The organism is Polyangium sp. 6x1, assembly GCF_029946515.1.
In the GTDB taxonomy this organism is placed as follows: Bacteria; Myxococcota_A; Polyangia; order Polyangiales; family Polyangiaceae; genus Polyangium.
This window is the reverse complement of the sequence record NZ_JARZHH010000007.1, coordinates 207,954-228,158: the sequence shown is the minus strand read 5'-3', so window position 1 is coordinate 228,158 and position 20,205 is coordinate 207,954. Positions and strand designations below refer to the sequence as shown.

15 protein-coding genes are annotated in these 20,205 nt (G+C 68.5%); 9 read left to right on the top strand and 6 right to left on the bottom strand.

Annotated elements, in window-relative coordinates:
* Positions 1–16: 16 nt before the first annotated feature.
* Both QHF85_RS10540 and QHF85_RS10535 read left to right on the top strand, forming a co-directional pair.
* Positions 17–874 (top strand): DUF6748 domain-containing protein, encoded by an 858-nt coding sequence (locus QHF85_RS10540; protein ID WP_281326986.1) that lies wholly within the window; start codon positions 17–19, stop codon positions 872–874.
* 47 nt (positions 875–921) lie between these two features.
* The gene (locus QHF85_RS10535) at positions 922–1,137 is read left to right on the top strand and encodes a hypothetical protein (protein ID WP_281326985.1); all 216 of its coding nucleotides are present in this window, start codon (positions 922–924) and stop codon (positions 1,135–1,137) included.
* 154 nt (positions 1,138–1,291) lie between these two features.
* Here the strand turns inward: QHF85_RS10535 and QHF85_RS10530 are convergent, their stop codons facing one another.
* Positions 1,292–5,053: a serine/threonine-protein kinase gene (locus QHF85_RS10530; RefSeq protein WP_281326984.1), complete on the bottom strand. Its 3,762-nt coding sequence runs from the start codon at positions 5,051–5,053 to the stop codon at positions 1,292–1,294.
* 108 nt (positions 5,054–5,161) lie between these two features.
* Between QHF85_RS10530 and QHF85_RS10525 the strand changes: the two genes are divergently transcribed.
* The 4 genes from QHF85_RS10525 to QHF85_RS10510 all read left to right on the top strand — a co-directional run bounded on the left by QHF85_RS10525 (position 5,162) and on the right by QHF85_RS10510 (position 10,033).
* Positions 5,162–5,707, top strand: coding sequence for a GNAT family N-acetyltransferase (locus tag QHF85_RS10525; protein WP_281326983.1), 546 nt, complete (start codon positions 5,162–5,164; stop codon positions 5,705–5,707).
* Positions 5,708–5,781: 74 nt separating this feature from the next.
* The gene (locus QHF85_RS10520; protein WP_281326982.1) at positions 5,782–7,365 is read left to right on the top strand and encodes a hypothetical protein; all 1,584 of its coding nucleotides are present in this window, start codon (positions 5,782–5,784) and stop codon (positions 7,363–7,365) included.
* 210 nt (positions 7,366–7,575) lie between these two features.
* A complete protein-coding gene (locus QHF85_RS10515; protein WP_281326981.1) occupies positions 7,576–8,649 on the top strand; it encodes a hypothetical protein in 1,074 nt (357 codons plus the stop codon).
* Positions 8,650–8,749: 100 nt separating this feature from the next.
* A complete protein-coding gene (locus QHF85_RS10510) occupies positions 8,750–10,033 on the top strand; it encodes a hypothetical protein (protein ID WP_281326980.1) in 1,284 nt (427 codons plus the stop codon).
* Positions 10,034–10,046: 13 nt separating this feature from the next.
* On the opposite strand, the gene QHF85_RS10505 is transcribed toward QHF85_RS10510, so the two are convergent.
* Both QHF85_RS10505 and QHF85_RS10500 read right to left on the bottom strand, forming a co-directional pair.
* A complete protein-coding gene (locus QHF85_RS10505; RefSeq protein WP_281326979.1) occupies positions 10,047–10,430 on the bottom strand; it encodes a hypothetical protein in 384 nt (127 codons plus the stop codon).
* A gap of 209 nt (positions 10,431–10,639) precedes the next feature.
* Positions 10,640–11,668, bottom strand: coding sequence for a hypothetical protein (locus QHF85_RS10500; RefSeq protein WP_281326978.1), 1,029 nt, complete (start codon positions 11,666–11,668; stop codon positions 10,640–10,642).
* A 383-nt stretch (positions 11,669–12,051) separates the two neighbouring features.
* Here QHF85_RS10500 and QHF85_RS10495 point away from each other — a divergent pair, with 383 nt between their 5' ends.
* A complete protein-coding gene (locus QHF85_RS10495; protein WP_281326977.1) occupies positions 12,052–13,419 on the top strand; it encodes a right-handed parallel beta-helix repeat-containing protein in 1,368 nt (455 codons plus the stop codon).
* Here the strand turns inward: QHF85_RS10495 and QHF85_RS10490 are convergent.
* Both QHF85_RS10490 and QHF85_RS10485 read right to left on the bottom strand, forming a co-directional pair.
* On the bottom strand, positions 13,416–14,882 hold the full coding sequence (locus tag QHF85_RS10490; protein ID WP_281326976.1) for a hypothetical protein: 1,467 nt from the start codon (positions 14,880–14,882) through the stop codon (positions 13,416–13,418). The two genes, QHF85_RS10495 and QHF85_RS10490, sit on opposite strands and share 4 nt — an antisense overlap.
* A 112-nt stretch (positions 14,883–14,994) precedes the next feature.
* Positions 14,995–16,329 carry an IS701 family transposase gene (locus QHF85_RS10485; RefSeq protein ID WP_281326975.1) on the bottom strand — a complete coding sequence of 445 codons (1,335 nt, stop codon included), beginning with the start codon at positions 16,327–16,329 and terminating at the stop codon, positions 14,995–14,997.
* 180 nt (positions 16,330–16,509) lie between these two features.
* Here QHF85_RS10485 and QHF85_RS10480 point away from each other — a divergent pair, with 180 nt between their 5' ends.
* A complete protein-coding gene (locus tag QHF85_RS10480; protein ID WP_281326974.1) occupies positions 16,510–17,424 on the top strand; it encodes a dienelactone hydrolase family protein in 915 nt (304 codons plus the stop codon).
* Positions 17,425–17,434: 10 nt separating this feature from the next.
* On the opposite strand, the gene QHF85_RS10475 is transcribed toward QHF85_RS10480, so the two are convergent.
* Positions 17,435–19,420, bottom strand: coding sequence for a hypothetical protein (locus tag QHF85_RS10475; RefSeq protein ID WP_281326973.1), 1,986 nt, complete (start codon positions 19,418–19,420; stop codon positions 17,435–17,437).
* Positions 19,421–19,596: 176 nt separating this feature from the next.
* Between QHF85_RS10475 and QHF85_RS10470 the strand changes: the two genes are divergently transcribed.
* The gene (locus tag QHF85_RS10470; protein WP_281326972.1) at positions 19,597–20,178 is read left to right on the top strand and encodes a hypothetical protein; all 582 of its coding nucleotides are present in this window, start codon (positions 19,597–19,599) and stop codon (positions 20,176–20,178) included.
* Positions 20,179–20,205: the final 27 nt, after the last annotated feature.

The following is a 20,205-nucleotide window of genomic DNA, read 5'->3' as shown; positions in this document are numbered from 1 at the left end:
GATGGAGGAGGTATCCGTGTCACCCCACCGCACCCTTGCTGCTGCGTCGCTCGTCATGATGCCGATCTTTGCAGGTTGTCTCGGCTCCGACGACGCCGCGGCGCCGGAAACCACGGCGACGCACGAAGCCGATATCTCCTTCGCGACGTATTACGTCGCCCGGCGCGATCTTCGCCGCTGCGCATCTCCCCAGTGCGGGGGGTTCTTCATCTCCGCCGTCAACCAGGAAAAGACGGTCTGCGTCGACGGCACCACCGCCGAAGAGTGTTACGTCGCCGATATCCAGTTCTCCAGCATCCTCCAGCTCGCGGGCGTCGAGGGCACGATCCGCGAGGCCATCGGGGTGCAGCGAGAATCGACGCGCGCCATTCTCTTCGGGGATCTCTTCTCGGGTCAGAGCGGCCTCGGCTCGCTCTCGCTCCGGTTTGCCTGGGTCGCCCTCGAACCGGCCGAGCTCCGGGGCGAGTTCCATCGTGTCATGCACAACGGCGTCGTCTGCGTCGCAGCGCCCTGCCCGAGCTTCAATCAGGAGCACCTGAACACGGGCGCCACGCGGACGATCCACGAGCTCGATCTCAAGGAAGTCCCCGGCAATGGTCGGGACGATTTCGACTCCGGGCCCGCCCTCTTCTCGACGCTCGGCATGATCCTGAACGGCCAGGACGTCCGCATCGAGAACTATGGGCCGGCGGGAGACGCCATCGTCCTCCAGGCGACGCAGGGCTTCCTCCCGATCATCCGGCCGACGCTCCGCAGGTCCGGCGCGCCCGCCGACGACGGCCCGGTCATCGGCCGTCGATTGGCGGGCGGCGGCGGCAGCGGCGGCGGCGGGGAGGGTGGCAGCGGCGGCATCCGGAACACCAACACGCAGTAGGGGCGATCCTTGCGGCGCGCGCCCGGACACGTCACGATCCCGTGGCCATGGACATCGAATGGCGGACGGACGTGGAATCGGGCGCGCGGCGCGTGATCGAGGCGCTCGTCTCTTCGCAACGCACCCTCGAAGACGTGGTCCGCTGGGGCCTCGCGCTCACGCCGCCGCGGCTCGTCGCGGACGTGGTCGTGCAGGACGAATACAACCACGACGTCGTCCTCGAACATCCGGCCGGCGTGGTTCTCGTCTACGACACGACCTGACTGGGCGGTTTGACGGCGGTCGCCGTCTGGGATCACAAGCCGACCGCGGCGGAGATGCTCGAAGCGCGCCTCGCGCGGGGCTGGACGCCCACGCCCACGGCCACGCGCGACGGGCCCGTCGTCCTTGGATACGCCGCCTGCGCGATCTCGCCCGCTAGCTCGCCACGAGCGTGAGCACGGCGCTCTCGCCGAAGTGCTCCTGCGCCAGACGGGCAGCCTCCGCGTTCGCTGGCACGTCGCGCAGGAGCCGGGTTTGTCCCTCCGGATCCCGCACGTCCGCGAGCTCGCGCCCGAGCAGCCGCAGCGCTGCGCGCAGCTCCCCCTCGAAAGCGTCGATGTCGCCCGCCGCGCGCAGCGCCTCGGCCGCCGCCATCCGCAAATCCACCTCGCCCGCGCCGAGGCCCCCGGCGGCCCGCATCTCCCCGAGGGCCGCGCGCGAGAGCGAAGCCGCCTCCGCCACCCGTCCGAGCCGCGACAGCGCGCGGATCCGCGTCGCCGTGAGCGAGAGCCGACGCAGGCCCATGCGATCGACGAGCCCGAGCCCCCGATCCACCTCGCCGAGCGCCCCTGCCGCGTCCCCCTCCGCGAGCGACACCCGCGCCGCGATCCCCCACGCGATCCCCGCGTCGAACGGCCCGATCCCCGGCTCCGCGGCGAGCGTCCCGGCGAGCGCGCGCGCCTCCTCGCGCGCCTCCGCCGAGGGTTGCTCGGCCAGGAACGCCGCGTGGAGGAGCCGCACCCCGCACTTCGTGAGCGCGTCATCCACCGCCGTCGCCTGCGCCTCCGCCTCCGCGAAGCGCGCCTCGGCCTCGCCTGCGGCCCCGAGCGACGCGAGCGCCTCGCCGACACGCGCCACGCAGAGCGCTCGCATCCGCGCGTCGCCCGCTTCCTCGAACGCGAGCGTCGCGTCTTCGATGATCTCGAGCAGCGCGAGCGGCTCGTTCGTCGTGGTCCGACCGTACTCGTAGGCCGCGAGCCTCGCCCACCCGTGCGCGCTCGGATCCACCGCGCCTGCCCGTTCCAGCGTCTCGCGCATCCGATCGAGCGCCTTGTGCGACTCGCCCCGATCGAGCCGCATCGCGAGCAGGCAGAGCAGCCGCCCGAGGCACTCCGCGTAGGCCCCTTGCGCTTCCAGCTCCGGCGTCAGCGCGAGCAGCTCGTCGAGGTAGCCCGGGAACGCCTCGGCGTTCATCCCGAGCCCCGTCAGCGTGCAGACGAGCCCGAGCACCCGGCAGTGCCACGTCGAGCCCTTCGGCAAGAGCGGCAGCGCCTCGATGCCCATCAGGCACGCCTCGGCCCAGGCCGTGTTCCAGTACAGAATGCAGCACGCCATGCCGCGCACGAGACCGAGCTCGGCCCCCTCGGCGCCGAGCTCCTCGGCCTTCGCGGCGTGCGCCCGGGTCCCTGCGAGGTCGTTCCGTTCGAACGCTTCGCGCGCCGCGCGCACATGCAGCACCCGCGCGCGCGCCGCGTCGCCGCCGCGTTGCCAGTGCTCGGCGAGCACCTGCGCCTCGTGTTCGCCCGCGGCCTCCAGGAACGCCGCCGCCCGCGCATGCCCGAGCGCGAGCTCCTCCTCCCGCAGCAGCCCGTACGCCGCCTCGCGCACGAGCACGTGCCGGAACGCGTACTCCACGTCTCCCGTGAGCCTGCTCGTTCGTTGCTTCTCCAGAAGCTCCGCGCGCAAAAGCGCCGCGAGCGCCTGATCCACGACGGCCCCTTGTCCCTCCCGATCCATCAGCGCGAGCACGCCTCCGCGCCAGAACCGCGTCCCGAAGATGCTCGCCGCGACCAGCGTCCGCCGCGCCTCCGGACCGAGCCGCCCGAGCCGCGCTTGCAGCATCGCCACGAGCGTCGCCGGCCGCTCCCCCTCGCCCTCGTCCCGCGCCGCGCGCGCGAGCTCCTCCACGAAGAACGGATTGCCCGCGGAGCGTGTGGCGATCCGCTCCACCACCGCGTCGCTCTCCTCCGGCCCGAGCGCGGCGCGCGCGAGCTCCTCCGCGTCGCGACGAACCAGCGGCGACAGCACCATCCGCTCCGCCCGATCGCCCCAGAGCCGCGGGTAGACGTCCTCCACGTCCGGCCGCGCCAGCGCCAGCACGAAGAGCGGCAGATCCGACAGCTCCACGAGCGCGCGCTCCACGAGACGCACGCTCCGCGCGTCCGCGTGGTGCACGTCCTCGAGCGCCAGCACCAGCGGCCGCGCGGCGCACGCGGCGCGCAGGTACGCGAGGAACGTCTGCTCGATCTGCGCCCGTGCGACCCGCCCGTCCACGAAGCCCGCCGCCGCTTGCCGCTGGCTCGTCGTCGTGAGCTCCCGCGGCCCGCGCCCGCGCAGCGCGTCCGCAAGCAACGCGTACGCCGTCGTCTCGAGCGGCTCGCTCCGACCGACGAGGAAAAGCACGTCCTCCGCGCGCGCCTCGATCCGCGCGCGTAGCTCCCGCAGGAGCCGCGACTTGCCCATGCCGGCCGGCGCGACCACCACGACCGCCCGTGACAGCGGCTCCTCCCGCGTCGCCTCGAACGCCCGCAAGAGCAGGTCGAGCTCGCGCTTGCGCCCCATGAACGGCAAGGTTTTTCCGAGCAGCGGCCGCGCCTCGTCCCGCCGCGTCCCGCCGCCCGTGAGCAGGATCCGCCCGCCCTCGCGTGTCGTCTCGAAGCGAGCTCCGACGAGCCCCGCCGTGACCGCGTCGACCATCACCACGCCGCGCGGCGCGTCCTCCTCGCGGAGCGCCTCCACCGCGCGATCCACGGCTTCCCCGATCGGCTGCTCGCCCGACACGAACCCGGGCCCCGTCGCGAGCGCGATCGTCGCCTCCGGAGAGGCCGCCTTCAGCGCGAGCGCCGCGCGCGCCGCCGCCGCCGCCTGATCCGTCGCGTCCCCGCCGAACCGCGCGAACGCTGCCACGAGCCACCCCTCCGCAGACGGCCCCTGCGAGAACGCCCCGTTTCGCAGCAGGATCCGCGCGAGCTCCTCGCGCGGCGCCTCCGCGGGCGGAGCGAGCACGAGCACGCTGAAGAGCTCCTGCAGATCCCGCGCGACCGCCGGCGAGAACGCGCCCTTGCGCGCGCCGAGCTCGAACAGCGCCGGCAGCTCGTCGAGCAGGTCCGACACGCTCGCCGGGCGTTTGTCCGGATCCTTCTGCAGCAGGTTTCGCACGAGCGCCGCGACGGCCGGCGGCACGCCTGGCCGCAGCGGCCGGAGGTCGGGCGGCTCCTCGCTCAGGATCTTCGACATCACGAGCACGGGGTCTGTCGCGACGAACGGCGGCCGACCGGCCAGGCACTCGAACAGGATGCAGCCGAGCGAGAACATGTCCGAGGCGGGGCCAATCGGCCCCTCGCTGCCCACCTGCTCGGGCGACATGTATTCGGGTGTCCCGATCGAGCGACCCGTCGCGGTGATGCCCGTCGACGGCCCCATCGATCGTGCGATCCCGAGGTCCACGATCGTCGCCTGGTCGATGTCTCCTCCGCGCAGGAGCACGTTCGAGGGTTTGAGGTCCCGGTGCACGACGCGGCGCGCGTGCAGCGCGGCGAGCCCTTCCGTGATGCGCCGGAGCAAGAGCAGCGCCTCGCGCGTCGACAGCGGACCGCGCGCCAGCCGTTTTGCGAGGTCCTCGCCTTCCAGCCATTGCATCGCCAGGAAATGCGCGCCGTCCTCGCTCTGACCGTGTGCCACGTACGACACGACACGCGCATGGCGGATCTCGGACAGAATTCGTGCTTCCCGGGCGAAGCGCTCCGTATCGAGCGACGTCGCGTCCGTATGCAAGAGCTTCAGCGCGACCTCTTCGCCGGTCTCCTGATCGCGGGCGCGGTAGACTTCGCCCATGCCGCCGCGCCCGGCGAGCGAGCCGATCACGAACCGCCGTGCGACCAGCGTTCCGGCGGGCAGGGGCTTGATCCTCTGGACCATGCGCGCCCATTGGTTTCATACCCGGGCGCGCCCGCTGTCAAGCGCCTCGCCGCAGCGCGTCGGCCGTTGACGCTTGCGAGAGCGCCGAAGCTTTGAGAAATTCGAGGGGTGTCGTGCCCCAAGATCATCACCGAGCGCCTCGAGATGATCCCCATGACGGTGGAGGTCGTCGAGGCCGTGCTCGATGGGCGCCGCGCCGATACCGAGGCGCTCCTCGGCGCGAAGATGCCCACGGCGTGGCCGGGCCGCGCGCTCGTCGAGCGTGCGTTCCTCGCGCGGCTCGACGCCGTGCGCGCCGATCCGTACCACCGGCTCTGGGGGGATCGTGTGGCCCTCTCGCGCGAGCCGTCCCCGCGGGTCATCGGCAGCGTGGTTTTTCATGGGGGACCTGACACGGAGGGCCTCGTCGAGGTCGCGTACGGCATCGAGGAGGAATCGCAGCGGCAGGGCTTCGGCTTCGAGGCCGTGAGCGCGTCCGTCGCGTGGGCGCTCGCCGAGCCGCGCGTGCGCGCCGTGCGGGCCTCGACGTTCACGTGGCACCTCGCCTCGCGCCGCATCCTCGAGAAGCTCGGCTTCCGCGTCGTCGCGACGGAGGACGACCTGCTCGGCGAAATGCTCAAGTACGAGGTCGAGCCGAGCGCGTTCCGCAGGTAGCCGCGCGCCGCGCTGGTTTTCCTGGGGAACCTTCCTGTAAGCTCCCTCGGGGCACCGCGTTCATGCTGGACGACATGAGAATCTGCAATCCGAGGCGCAGGGGGCTCGTGGCTCTCCTCGTCGGGCTGGGCTCCTGCTTCGCGAGCGCGCCCCTCGCGCGGGCGCAGGAAGCTGCCGTCGATGCGCCCGAGGAGGCCCCGCCGCCGCCTCCGATCGATGCCCCCTTGGAGCAGCCGCCGCCCCTCGAGGTCCCCACGGACCTCCCGCCGCCGCCGCCTCCGCCGCCTCCGTACGTCCCGCCGCCGTACGTCCCGCCGCCTCTGCCGCCGAAGCCGAGCCGCTGGTATTTCCTGCAACCGGGCGTCTTCCCCGAGGCCGACCTCTTCGCGGGCATCGCGCAGCTCGGCATCGTCACGCCGTCGGCGAAGGAGTTTTACGGCGGCGCGCAGGTGGGCCTCTTCGGCGCCGAGGCCCAGCACTTCACGGGCCTCGCGCAGGTTGGCCTTTTGCACACCAACGTCGAGCGCACCTTCCGCGGCGGCGTCGAGCTCACGCTCGGCAGAAACCTCGTGAAGGAGCTCTACGGCGGCGCGCAGATCGCGCTTTACCGCAACGTCGTCACCGATCTTTTCGTGGGCGTCGCGCAGTATGCCTTCGTCCGCAACGACACGCACCGCTTCCTCGGCCTCGCGCAGATCGGCGGGCGCAACGGCACCGACGCGTTCATCGGCGGCTTGCAGCTCGGCGCGTACAACATCATCGGCGCGGGCCTCGACTGGAACGACGACTACGGGGGCGGCCCGCGCGGCGGCGGCGGGTTCGTCGGCGCGCTCCAGCTCGGCGCGTACAACAAGATCGACCACGGCAATTTCTCGGGCGTCGCCCAGATCGCCGCATTCAATGCGGTCGAGGACGGCGATTTTCGAGGCGTCACCCAGCTCGGCCTCGTGAACCTCGCCGAGGAGCGTTTTTATGGCGCCCTCCAGATCGGCCTCCTCAACGGCGTCGATGAGGAGTTTTACGGCATCGGCCAGATCGGCGCCGTCAACATCGTCGCCGACGAGTTTTACGGTGTGTTCCAGGCCGGCGTCGCAAACATCCTCCTCGACGACGGCTTCCACGGCCTTGGCCAGTTCGGCCTCGGGGCGTACGTCGATGAGACGTTTCAGGGCGTCTTCCAGACGAGCGCGCTTTTCAATTACGTCGACGATGAATTCTCCGGTGTTCTCCAGCTCGGCGGCCTCTTCAACTTCGTCGACGACGACTTCCGGGGCGTCTTCCAGATTGGCACCTTCAATGGCGTCCGGGAGGAGTTTTACGGCGTCTCGCAGATCGGCGTCGTCAACATGACCGGCGACGATCAGATCGGCGCGCAGCTCGGCATGGTCAACCTCGTGAAGGACCACATTCACGGATTGCAGGCCGGGTTCTTCGACAGCGCCGAGGAGGTCACGGGCATGCAGATCGGCGTCGCCAATTATTCCGAGCGCCTGACCGGCGCGACAGTGGGCCTTTACAATCGCTCCAAGCATGTCCGTGGGGTCCAGATCGGCCTCGTCAACCACACCGAGCGCCTCCGCGGCGTCCAGATCGGCCTCGTCAATCTCTCCAAGCAGGGCGGCCTCCCCTTCTTCCCCGTGATGAACATCGGGCTCTGACCCGCGGGGTGAGGACCGAAGGCATCACCCTGCGCGGCGTCGAGACATCGCTCTAGGGGGCCGCACGACACGTACGCGCAAATTCCTCGGGCAATTTGCCGTATCCGTGGTATGGCACGTGGCTTGCACACGCGCCACGAATTCGCGGACGAACGTCCATCTTCCATACTCCGGGGAATCATGTCTCGACGAACGCTCCTTTCGGCTTCGATGTTGGCCGCCCTCCTCTCCGCGCCTGCGGCATCCCGCGCGCAAGACGCCGCCGCCAAGCAATACGTCGACGTCACGATCGCCGAGCCGCCCAAGCAGGGCGGGCTCGAGATCACCATGAAAAATGGCGCCACGTTCTCGCTCGTGGATACCCGCGACGTCGTCGGCGTCACGCCGAATGGCTCCACGCTCACGGTGGGCCTCAAGTTCGACGGCGTCGCGACGTACCGGCGGGGGGGCCACGAATGGCGCACGGTCCTCGGCATCAACGAGGCGCTCACGAAGACCCCGGCCCTCGAAGAGCCCGTCAAGAGCGCCGACGCATTCACGATCGAGAGCACCTACCTGTATTTCGTGCGCCCCTGGTTCGGCCCCTTCGCGCGGTTCACGCTCGGCACGCCGCTCTTTCGTGGTTTCGACGTTCGCCCCGCCGACACCACGTACACCATCGCTCGCGTCGCCGGCGCGACCGAGACCGTCACCTCGCGCCGCCTCACGCTCACCGACCCGTTTCGCCCCCTCACGCTGAAAGAGACCATCGGCCCGTTCGCGCGTCCTTTCTCCGGGGATCGATTCAACCTGGAGACCCGCGTCGGTCTCGGCGGATTGCAGACCTTCGCCGAAGGACAGCTCATCTTGAAGGACGACGCGGCGACGGCCGATCGCGTCGAGGTGCAGGAGCTCCGTGACGTCCTTCAGCTCGGCGTCGAGGGCTCGCTCGAGATGTGGGGATCTTTTCAGGACAAAAAGATTTCTTACAAGGTCGGTGTCGGTGCGCTCATCCCGGCGTGGAACAACGACATGCCCGCGGCCGGAGAAGCGAAGAAGAACCCGATACAGCTCACGAACCTGGACATCGGCGCGGCCATTTCCTTCAAGGTCGTCGAGTGGGCGACGCTCGATTACGAGCTCAAGCTCGTGCGCCAGCCCCAGCTCACCGACCAGTGGCAGATACGTAACGGCATGATGCTCACGCTCGGCCTCGGATACTCCAGGAAACCCCCGGCGCCGCCCGCGAAGCCCGCGCCCGCGAAATCCGCGCCCGCGCCTGCGCCCGCGCCGGTCACGAAATAGCCATCATCGTTATCGTTCGTGGCGGACGACCGGGCCGAACGCCGGGCACGTCACGTGCAAATCCCCTGCTGGAACGGGCATTTCTGCGAAGGGACGGCCCATGATCCACGGGGGAAATAGATTGAAATCCAACAAGTTCATCGTCCTCATCACGGCGCTCGTCGCGGCGGCATGCGCGCCCGACGAGCCTCCCACCCAGTCTGCGGAAAAATCCCTTCTCGACCCGCCTGCGGACGGCTTGGGCCTCCAATACCGCATGACGTCCACCGTCGCCCCGGGTTCCGAATCGTATGGTTGTCGCCTCTTCCAGGTGCCTCCCGAGGGGCTCGTGATCCAGGGGCAGGACGTCGCGTTCGGTCGGGGCGGACATCACGTCCTGCTGTACCGGACCCCGTATCGGGAGATTCCGTCCCACGACGAGCAGGGGATCGCCGTCGACGCCCTCACGGAGCACGATTGCTCGCAGGGCGCCACCGCGCGCTGGAACGTCGACGCCGTGCTCGGCGGATCCGAGAGCTTCGGCAGCGTGGGGATGCTCCATCGATTGCCCGAGGGCATCGGCGTCGTCGTGGAGCCGTCCGTCGTGCTCGTCATGAGCACCCATTACCTCAACACCACCACGAGCCCGCTCGAGGTCGACGCCCGCATCAACGTCTACACCATGCCCCGTGAGGACCTTCGGATCGAGGCCGGCCTCCTGTACATGGACAACCATGTCCTGCGCGTGCCGCCCTTCGGCGAGGCCGCGGCGCGTATGCGTTGCCCGGTGCCCGCCGACTTCCACGTGGTGAGCTTGCAATCGCACATGCACGCGCGCGGCGTCTCCTTCGAGGCCTCGCTCTTCGGGCCGAGCGGCGCGCCCACATCCATCTATTCGACCACGTCCTGGCAGGAGCCGCCCGTACGCGAGCTCGACCCGCCTCTCCTCTTCCCTCGGGGGAGCACCGTCGAGGTCCGCTGCAATTATCGGAGCGGCGAGGCGCGGCCCGTCGCGTATGGCCTCTCGTCGTCCGACGAGATGTGTCAGCTCATTGGCCCCTATTTCCCCAAGGACGAGCGCTTCGAGCGCTGCGAGGACGCGAGCGGCGCGTCCGCGGCGACGTGGGTCGGCAGCGGCAAGGCCACCGGCGCGGAGACGGTCGATTGCCTCGCGGACGCGATGAGGCGCGAAAAGCGCGTGGGCTACGGGTATTACGATTGCGTGAACAGCGCCTGCGCGAGCGTCGCGACCGAGGTCTCGGCGGTCGTGCGTTGCCATCAGGTGAAGCGCGCCGGGGATTGCGCGTCTCGGTGCGAGGGGGAAAATGCCGCCGATTGCGTGGCTTGCCTCGCGGCGGCCTGCGCCCCGGAGGAGCAGGCCGCGCGGGACGCGAAGTCTCCTTGAAGGGGAAGGGGCGTCAGCCGTTCGACGCGACCGGAGCGCCCGCCTCCGCGAGCTCGGGCTGCTTGCGGCCGCGCCGGTAGGCGCCCACCGCGACCACGATCCCGCCGATCACGTTGATCGCCAGCGCGAGACAGACGTTGTACAGCGACTCCGCCGTCCCCATCGCCACGAGCGGGGCCAGGTTCGGCTGCTCGGCGGCGTACGTCAGCGTCGTGATGATTCCCGTGAAGAAGCCGAGGAAACCCGCTGTCATGGTGAGGAAGGCGAGCACGGCGGGGAGGAGGAGCCGCCCTTGGCCGGGGTTTCGGGCATAACCGATGGCCGCGCCGAAGAAAACGATGCCGAAGACGAGCGTCGGATACATGCCGAAGCCGCCGAGCCTGAATGCCTCTCCCATGGGAAACCTCCGTTTGTCAGGGTCGTTCGTGGGTCGTACGCGCCCCGCCGCGGATCCAGCGGGGCGGAGCAGTCGGACCCTGGTTGCGTGTGGATGTTCCCGGGATCAAAAAAATCCCTCCCCCCTGTTCCAGAGCACGAGCGGTCGCGGCCGTGGCCCGCCACGTGTCGACCCCTTCGGGAGAGGCGGCTCCAGGACCCGGATGACCGTCATTGCTCGACGTCGCGCGCGGCGAACTCCGCCGCCGCCCGCTCGATCTCCGAGCGCGTCGAGGCCACGTCGTACGCGGCAGGCACCTGGGAGAGTGTCTCGCCCGTGGCCTGCAACACCATCAAGTTGAATGCCACGAGCACCTCGGCCGTGGTGAAGTTGCAATGCCCGTACCGGGGGATGGGGATCTGGATCGTGCCGAACTCGCCGTTCGAGAGCTGCTTGACCTGGTAAAGGCTCTGGTGCCAGGAAGGGATGATCTCGTCCCCGAGGGTGTGCATGGTGACGAGGGGAATCGTCGGGATGCCGGAGGTCTCGTAGTGCGTGACGTTCGCGAGCGCGATCGGGCTGGCCGAGAAACGCTGGACCTTCGCGTTGAGCGCAAGATCGTTGAAGGATCCGTGATAGAAGCGCGATTTGTTGTCGAACGGGTTGCCGCCGAGCTGCGCGATGCCGTCGTTCGTGGCGAACACGTTGTACCACAGGAGGCCCAGGGTCGTGTTCGCGGCCGTCGCGGGATTGGCGATGTCGATCGGGGCCTTGGAGGTGCTGAAGAGCTGGGCGGTGGCGAGGGGCCGCGCGGACAGCAGGGCGGCGATACCCGGTTCGTACGTGGTCTCCCATTGAGCGATGACCGTCGGCGGGATCGAGATCGGGCTCGGGGGCAGGACGCCCGGGAAGAAAAAATCGAAGAGCACCCGGAAGTCGCCCCAGTGGTTGAGCTGCTGCCGGAAGCTGCCAATCGGCCCGCAAAGTGACAGGGCGCCGTCGAACCGCTGCGTCCCGAGTTCGTCTTCCGCCAGGATCGCGGTGATGAGTCCCCCTTCCGACGGACCGGTCACATAGGCGTGGTCGAACGCCGCCGGGAACGCGTCGATGAGGTTCCGGATATCCTCCACGCCCTCGAGGACCGCGAGGCCGTTGCGGCGGTAGCTCGTCGTGGCGAACGCATAACCCAGCGATTGCACGAGATCGGGCAGAAGCGTGCCGTCCGGCATCACCAGACCATGATAATCGAGGGGTGCCATCGGCGGGACGTACCCATGAGCATACGCTACGACCTCGCCGTTCCACCCCTCGGCCGGGATGCAATACAACGTACGGGCGCCCGAAAGTACCGGGCCATCGAAGCATTCACCTGGTACGGCTGCCCGGGCGGTCGATGCGGTGAGCGCGCTGCTCCCGATCAGCGCAAGTGACAGCGCGAGATGAAGCACACCTTTCTTCATGCGGTCCTCTCCCCTGGGGGACGACGTATCGTCCGCAATCGGAGGTCGAGGGTAGCACCCCGATTGGCTGGCGAGCGGAAAAGATGGTAGATGGCGCGAGAAGAAAGAAAAATCCGCGCTCATTTGTCGTGGACGCAGCACGGGCCAACACGTGCCGCAGGATCGTAAAGGGGGAGAGTACCATGAACTGCAATCGCGACTTGCTCGTCGGCGTGTTGTGTACCGCATTGGGGGGAACGGCCGCCGGCCTCGTGCCTGCGCCGGCTCACGCCTCCGTGTCGGCCGAAAACGCCGGCTCTAAGCTCTGCCATGCGAATGTCGACGACCCGAGCGGCATGGGGCGACTGCCGACGGAGCAGGGACGACTGCCCCTCGGCCAGCCGAACCATCAGAGCCTCATCGTCTGGCCAGGCCAATCGATCCAGCAAGCCATCGACCAGGCGGCCGAAGGGGCCACGATCTTCATCCTGCCGGGCGTGTACCGGGAGACCGCCCACCCGACCAACGGCCTGATCATCAACAAGAGCGGCATCTCGCTCATCGCACTGAACACGCCGACGAGGCGTGTCGTCCTCGAGAACGCCGGCAACCAGCGCAATGGAATCGTCGTCGTGCCCAGCGACCGCAGCGATTGCATGAGTTGCCACGAGAGCATGGCACCGCCGTTCGAGCGGCTGCCCGGCGTCGATAGCGGCATGGACAGCATCGATCCCGTCCTGTACGACATCGAGATCCGCGGCATCACCATCCGCAATTTCATCAACAACGGCCTGTTCACGGAGCGCGTCGACGGCTTCCGGATCGTGAACGTCCACTCGGACAACAACAAGAACTACGGGATCTTCCCGACGCTCTCGCGCAACGGGCTCATTGCGCTGAGCAAGGCCACGGGCGCGAACGATAGCGGCATCTGGGTCGAGACCTCCGACGACGTCCGGGTCACGCACAACCTGGTCGAAAACAACACGAACGGCATCGAAGTGTCGAACAGCGACGATATCGATCTGACATTCAACGTGGCCAGGAACAACACCGTCGGCATCGCCGCCCTGCTGCTGCCGGAGATCTTCGACATCCGGGCAGGCGCCAAGCGAATCAACGTTCAGGACAACCACGTGTACGACAACAACAGGGCGAACACGGCGGGGCCGGGAAATCCCCTCGCGGTCTTCCCGCCCGGGGTGGGCGTTCTCTATGTCGGCGTGGACGAGTCGGAGATCTCCGGCAACCACGTCTCGGGCAACAGGCTCTCGGGTATCGCCATCACGGACTACTGTGTGGTGGCCAGCGTCATTCCCGGCTTCGACTGCCAGGCGCTGCCCCTGCCATTCCAGCAGGACCAGCGCGCCCGCGACAACGAGGTGGCAGGCAACACGGCGACAGGCAACGGCCTGGATCCCGGATCGCCAGCCGAGAACCCCCTCTTTTTCGTCGCGAGCGACCTGACGCTGCTCAGCCTGCCGGACACGAATGGCAACTGCTTCGAAGACAACACGTTCAACACGTTCTTCTCGCTGCTCCCACTGTCCGCGCCTCCCGGTTGCGACTAACGCTTCTTCACCCGCCCGACCGATCCGTCGTAGTGGCCTTCCCTCCGGACGTAGTACACGAAGTAAAGCCACTCCTCGCCACCTTCCGTCCGCGCCACGCTCGGCTCGCCGAGCCCCACGATGTCGCCCGGCCCCTCGGGCGGCGTGTCGAGGCCGATCTCGACCACCGGATCCCCGAACGACGCGGGCAGCGCGGGATCCCCGCCCGAATACGCGCTCGTCGAGATGTCGCGAAAGCCGCGCGAGAAATAGAGCTTCGACGCGGCCTCGTCGACGAACGGCTGGAACTCGTCGACGTCGGGCTTGCTGATCGCGGCGACGACCGTCTCTGAGAACGTCGCGCCGGGCAGCGCGTCCGAGGGTTTGGCGACGAAGAGGTCCTTCGCGACCGGCCCCTCGGTGTCGAACCAGACGTAGCCGTGGCCAAACGAGGGATTCGATTGGAATTGCTCGAGCGGCACGAGCGGGAGCTGCGTCGCGGGGAAGGGGTCGGCGATGAGAAAGTTGTTCATGAATGAATATTTTCCGAGGCTCACGGGCGCGCCGAGCGTGATGTCGGCGTGATACAGATCGGGCGCCGTGTCCGCGCCGTGCAGCGGATCAAACGCGAAGAGCACGGACGCCGCGCCGTCCTTCGGCGCGCCGAGGTACGTGAAGCCGAACGGCGAATACGTGTAGCCGTTCATGTCGATCGCGAGGACGAACGGCTCGGCGAACGAGCCGTCCGGCTGCCTGCGGAACCCGTACGCGGCCACGGGCGGCAATGCGAAGAGCTCCTGCGTCACGCCGAGCTGGGGAATCGTGTGGTCGATCTCGGTCGGCGAGACGATCCGTCCTGCGCCGGGCATGTCGGGCCGCTCGGGGGCGGCGTACGGGCCGTGCGTCGCATTGCATTCGGGTGACATGGGGCTCGCGGCCTCGCCCGTGCAGCCGGGCAGATCCTTGCCCGCAATGCAACAGAGCAGGTCGGCCGGTGAATACGAGCTCACGATGAGCCATTCGCCGTCCGGGCTCACCTCGGCCGAGTCCTCCGTGCCCGCGGTATTGACGAGCCCGGGCACGCGCTCCGGCTGCCCCCACGCCGCGCCCACGACGGGCAGCACCACGGCCGTCGCCTCGGCCGACAGATCCGCGACCTTCGCCCGCACCACCACTTCGCCGGCGTCGCCCGCGGCGAGCGTGGGTTTTACGGTGGCCCGATATGCGCCCGCCGCGACCTCGGAGACGGCGCCGGGCGTCCCGCCCTCGGCCGTGATTTCCACCGAGAGACCGGGCACGGGTTTTCCGTCGCTCGACGTCACGCGCGCGGTGACCTCGACGGGATACGGCGCGGGCCCGTCCTGCCGCGCGAGCTCGACGACGATCGACGCGGGCGCGCCCGCCGTGGGTTTCGAGGGATCGCCGTCCGAACCGCAGGCGGCGAGGGCGACGGGGACGAGAAGCACAAGAGATCGGTATCGCATCAAGGCATTCTAGCACTACTCTGCCATCTCCACTCACACGTTCATATCGGCACGAGCGCCCGCACCGTCGCACCGCACCGCGCGCATCTTTGGGGCGCAGCGAGCCTTTGAATCAATCGCCGCCGGATCTCCGGTAGTGACGGTTCAGGCGGCGGGCCGCTGCGCCCGGTCGTTTTTTTTCGGCGTTACGCAGGTGCTGGAGGAAGGCGAAGGCCATCATCGTCAGGAGCGCGTGATGGTGCAGCGCGTGCCAGGAGCGGCACTCGACGTGGTCGAGCCCGAGCTCCTCTTTCATCTGCTGATGCGCTTGCTCGCAAACCCATCGCGCCTTGACCACCGAGGCGAGCGTTCCGAGGTCGGTGTCGGGCGGGTAGTTCGAGAGGTAATACTTTCGCTCGCCGCTCGCGCGCTTTTCGCAGATGAGCCAAGCCTCTTCGCCAGGCCCGTGATTGTGTCCGATGACCTTCGGTCCGTCAGCCATGCGCACCCGGATTGCCGCGAAGGACGCGGCAAGCGGGCCTTTCGTTCCGTCACGCCAGCTCACTTCCTCGAAGCTGTTCTTTCCGCGCGTAGAGAACACCTCATGCGCCTTCCTCGGGGCAGCCGACACCTTCCCGCGCTTCGGCGGTCGCCCGCCTGGCTGTGTTCTTTCAGGCGCGGCTACACGTACGGACCTCGGATAGACGAGCTGGTTCGAGTTCACGCCAACCGCCCACTTGAGCTTCATTTCTGAAAGCCTGCGCCGAAACGCGGCACACGCGCCGTACCCCGCGTCCGCCAGGACATCGCCGAACTCGACGCCGCTGCGCATGATACGCTCGACCTCGTCCAGGGCGATCTGCCATTTCGGCCGGAATACCACGTCTTCGGGCACCTTCGCGCGTCGCCGACGCGCTGGATCGTGCGCCCACTCTTTCGGGAGGTAAAGCCGGAGCGCCACGGGGACGGGCACCTCGTCTCGCGCGAGCGTGATGGAGACGAGAGCCTGGCAATTGGCGTTCTTGCCGAGCTGCCCGCAGTATTGATGCGCGACGCCAACCGAGTGCGTTCCCTTCTTCGGGATCGCCGTGTCGTCGATGACGAGGTGGGCATCCTTGCCGCCTACGAGCGCTCCCGCCTTTTCGAGGAGCACACGCTCGTGCCCGGCCGTGTCCCAGCGAGAGGTCGAGACGAAGTGGTGAAGCTGCTGCGTTTCACCCGGGCAAACGCGCGTGGCCATCGGTTCGATGCTCTTGCGGTCCCCAGGCCCGAGGAGCCCACGCATGTAGATCGGCGCCCACTTCTGCTGAGACGGGTAGCCAAACTCGTGCAAGAACGGCGCAACCCAGCGCTCGAACTCGCGCTCCCAGTGCTCCTCGGCCAGTTCGTCACTCTTGAACGGAGGTTTGACGGCGGTCACGCGGACAAACCAGCGCACACGGAACCGCTGGGCCAAATTCTTGGTCACGGCGGTCCGCGAAGGCCCGTAGATCAAGCTCGTCGCGCGTCAGAGCGCGGGCACGGTCGGTGAGGATGGCAGAGTAGTGCTAGGCGAGCTCGCCCCGCCTTGTCTTCGCCCCGGACGGCGGCCTTGCGCGGACTGCCGAAGGGCGTTCCCAAAGCGGCGCCTCGGTGTAAAGTGCGCGCCATGAGGTTCGGAAAGCTCGAAGGTCTCCTCCGCTCGGCTCGCGCCCTCGCCGCGGGCCTCTCCGTGTTCGTCGCCGTCGGCTGCGGCGGCGCGCCTTCGCCCGACGCCGGTAGCCCGACGCCGGCGAACACGACGCCCGCTACGGGGCAAACGACCTCGCCCGCCGAAGGCATGATGGGCACGCTCTCCGAGGAGAGCTTCAAGGCGCTGCACCAGCTCACGGGCGACAAGGCCCCGGCGCCGCGCGGCGAGCGCGTCACGATCGACGGCACGAGCGCTTACCTCAGCCTGCCCAAAGGAAAAACCGCGCCCTTGCCGGGGCTCATCGTCATCCATGAATGGTGGGGCCTGAACGAGCACATCCAGCACTGGACCGACCGGCTCGCCGAGGACGGATATGCCGCGCTCGCCGTCGATCTTTATGGCGGCAAGACCGCGAAGACCCCCGACGAGGCGATGGCCATGATGAAGGCCGTCGACAACAAGAAGGCGATGGCCACGCTCGTCGCGGCACACGATTTCCTGGAGAAGGACCCGCGCATCCAGGCGAAACGCACGGGCGTGATCGGCTGGTGTTTTGGCGGCGCCTGGTCGCTCCAGCTCGCCATGCACGAGCCCGACCTCGACGCGTCCGTGATCTATTATGGCCACCTCGTCACGGAACCGGCCGAATTGAAGCCGATCAAGGCCGAGATCCTCGGCCTTTTCGGCAACAAGGACCAGGCGATCCCGCCCGAGACCGTGAACGCGTTCGACGCGGCCCTCACGCAGGCCGGCGTCCCGCACACGATTTACCGCTACGACGCGCAGCACGCCTTCGCGAACCCCTCGCAGCCGCGGTACGACGAGAAGAGCGCGGCGGACGCGTGGGACAAGGTCCGCGCGTTCTTGCGGAAGAGGCTCGCGTCGGAATGAAACGCGCGGCTCAGGGCGTGCGGCTGCGATAGACGCCGTACGCCCCGAGCGCGAATGTCGTCTCCCCGTCGGGGAGCCGCGCGACCATGCGCAGCGGGTCGCCGCCGGGCGTCTCCCGCAAGGGCCACGATTGCCCACCGTCCTGCGTCATGAAGAGCGAACGCGCGCCGCCTTGCACGTCGACGACGACGCTCGCGTGGGACGGCGTCGCGGCCGCGACCTGCACGATGCCCAGGGCCGACGTATGGCCGAGGGATTGCGGGACCCAGGTCTCGCCCCCGTCCTCGGTGCGGAGCAGGAGCGGCTCTCCCGTGCTCGTCACGCCGCCGGCCCACCCCACGCGGGTGCCGGGCGCGAAATCGACCGACACGAGTTTTTCCTCCTCGGGCAATGCTCCAGCCCCGGGCAAACCCCCGCGACGTACGACGATGGTCTTCCCCGCGTCGTCGCTCGTGAAAATGAGCCCATTCTCGCCGACGGCGACGAGCCGCCCCGTATCGAGGACGCGCATGTCGCGGATGTAGACCCCGTCCGGGATCGAGATCTCGCTGAACGTCGCGCCGCCGTCCTTCGACCGGTAGAGCGGGCGCGCATTCACGGCGCCGCGCGCGGTCGCGACGAACCCGACGCCGCCCGGCCCGAGCAGGGCGGCCGCGAGCGGCTGCCCCTGCGCGGGAAAACCGTCGTGGAGGAAGGTCCTCCCGCCGTCCTCGCTGCGCAGGAAGGTTTGCTGCACGTATTCGCTCGGGAACGCGAGCCAGAGCAGATCCTCGTGCGCCGAAAGGGAAGGCGGGCGGGACGAGTCGTCCGTGAACGCCGGCAGGTCCGTCCCCTCGTCGAAATGGAACGCGTCGTCCGTGCGATACAGCCGGAACTTGAAGACCGCGGTCGTGTTCTGCATCGCGATCACGTATCCACGCGTCTTCGTCGGGAAGAAGATCGCCTTGTTTTCGTCGAGGCCGCAGGGCCAGTCCGCGGACATCGCGTTTTCTTCGAGCGGCGCCGAGCTCCGCCCGCCGTCGGTCGAGCGGCGCAGCCGGTGCGTGAGCAAGAGCCCGTGGTTCGAGGTCCCGAAGCTGATGCGGTTCGCGCCGCGCCACGAGCTCTCGAATTCGGCGCCCCACGTGCCGCGCAGGAACGTCTGCCCGAAGTCGTCCGAGGACCAGACCTCGAACGTGGTGGGCATGTCGACGGTGTTGCAATACGTCATCACGTGGAGCGCGTCGGGCGTGCCGGCGATCCGCTGGCCCCGCGCGCATTCGGGCGCGTACGATCCCCGCGCCTGGAACGTATGACCCCGGTTCGTCGAGCAATGCAGCGTCAGATCGACCGGGCTCGGAGCTTGATCGGCCATCACGCACGCGAGGAGCTCGTGCCGCGATACCCATAACGAGTCGACCGAGCCGGGGTAGGCGAGCGGGATCTGCGTGTCCCCGTAAAACGCGTGCAGGTCCGGCTCCTGCGTGGCCCGGATCCGCGTCGTCGATCCGATCTCGGTCGCGGCCACGAGATACCCCGGGCCCACCTCGACCACCGTGCGTCCGCCGAAGGGCACGGAAACGAAGGACGCCTCGCCGCTCGTCCAATGGTAGAGGCCGCCTTGCGCGGAGCCGCAGACCACGCGACCGAAAAAAAGGACGCACCGCGTGAGCTCTTCGGGCGCCTCGGGCGAAGCATCGAAACTCCTGCCTTCGTCGAGGGAAACCCAGGCGCGCCGCGCCCCCGTCGCGACGATCGCGTGCTCGTCCGCCCACACGTAGGCGAGGTCCTCGCTCGTGCCGATGTCGACGCGCTCGAAGCTCTCACCGCCGTCGCCGCTGTGCAATACGAGCCCGCCTCGGCCGACGATCCACGCCTCGTCGCCGTCCACGTCCGTGACATCACGCATGCGAAACGCGCTGCCGGGCAGAGGCGCGATCTCCGCCCACAGAGGCTCCTCGCACGTGTCGCCCCGCCGCACGAGCCCCGGGCCGCAGAGCGCTCGTGCCGGCCTCATCGACAGCCGTTCCTCGTATTCCCGGGGAGCCGAGCGGCAGGACGGGAGCGAGACCATCGAAAGGGCGATCCCGATAAACGCGCATTTTCCTGCAAGCATCCGAGGGTCTCCTCGGCCCGCGGACAGCAAGGTGCATGCCCTTGCCTTGCGCTTCGAGCCCGGCGATGATGCCGGCCATGAAGATCATGCTCAAGCTCGAAAACCTGAAGACCGGCGAAACGTCTTTCCAGGAGTTTCCGGACGAGGAGGCGACGGCGGCGTGGCTCCGCGAGCGCCCCCGCTTCACCGACGTGCTCGGCGTGGTCTTCGAGGGCCTCTCGCGCGAGCAAAACGACCGCCTGAAGGCCGCGATGCGTCCGCTCGACGCCGAGGAGAAAGCGGCCGAGAAGGCCCTCGAAGAAGCGCGCGAGAAGGTCGCCGAGACGCAGGCGCTCGCGCGCGAGAAGGAGAACGAGGCGGCGCGCGCGGCGCATCGCGAGGCGCAAAAGTCGCTCGATCCGAACCGCACGATGGAGGTCCGCTTTCGCTACGACACGGGCCTTCAGCTCGCCGATCCGGACGACCCGCGCGGCATCTCGGACGAGGTGCGCGCGGCGTGCATGGCGTGGATCGAGGAGCGCAACGAGTGGGTCGCGTCGCGCGGTCAAATCGTGGGCGAGGCCAAGATCACCGTGCTTCCCGGCGCGCTCCCGAAGCCCGGGGCCGATCGCGTGCAGCACGGCTCGTTCGTCCCGGTGACCGGCCCGAAGAAGGCCTGACGCGGGGTTTGTCCAAATCGAACCATT

Bases quoted from the DNA above. Each gene is read 5' to 3' on its own strand.
- QHF85_RS10495 (WP_281326977.1), top strand. From the start codon at position 12,052: ATGAACTGCAATCGCGACTTGCTCGTCGGCGTGTTGTGTACCGCATTG.
- QHF85_RS10535 (WP_281326985.1), top strand. From the start codon at position 922: ATGGACATCGAATGGCGGACGGACGTGGAATCGGGCGCGCGGCGCGTG.
- QHF85_RS10530 (WP_281326984.1), bottom strand. From the start codon at position 5,053: ATGGTCCAGAGGATCAAGCCCCTGCCCGCCGGAACGCTGGTCGCACGG.
- QHF85_RS10510 (WP_281326980.1), top strand. From the start codon at position 8,750: ATGATCCACGGGGGAAATAGATTGAAATCCAACAAGTTCATCGTCCTC.
- QHF85_RS10500 (WP_281326978.1), bottom strand. From the start codon at position 11,668: ATGGCACCCCTCGATTATCATGGTCTGGTGATGCCGGACGGCACGCTT.
- QHF85_RS10480 (WP_281326974.1), top strand. From the start codon at position 16,510: ATGAGGTTCGGAAAGCTCGAAGGTCTCCTCCGCTCGGCTCGCGCCCTC.
- QHF85_RS10505 (WP_281326979.1), bottom strand. From the start codon at position 10,430: ATGGGAGAGGCATTCAGGCTCGGCGGCTTCGGCATGTATCCGACGCTC.
- QHF85_RS10520 (WP_281326982.1), top strand. From the start codon at position 5,782: ATGAGAATCTGCAATCCGAGGCGCAGGGGGCTCGTGGCTCTCCTCGTC.
- QHF85_RS10475 (WP_281326973.1), bottom strand. From the start codon at position 19,420: ATGAGGCCGGCACGAGCGCTCTGCGGCCCGGGGCTCGTGCGGCGGGGC.
- QHF85_RS10490 (WP_281326976.1), bottom strand. From the start codon at position 14,882: ATGCGATACCGATCTCTTGTGCTTCTCGTCCCCGTCGCCCTCGCCGCC.
- QHF85_RS10470 (WP_281326972.1), top strand. From the start codon at position 19,597: ATGAAGATCATGCTCAAGCTCGAAAACCTGAAGACCGGCGAAACGTCT.
- QHF85_RS10515 (WP_281326981.1), top strand. From the start codon at position 7,576: ATGTTGGCCGCCCTCCTCTCCGCGCCTGCGGCATCCCGCGCGCAAGAC.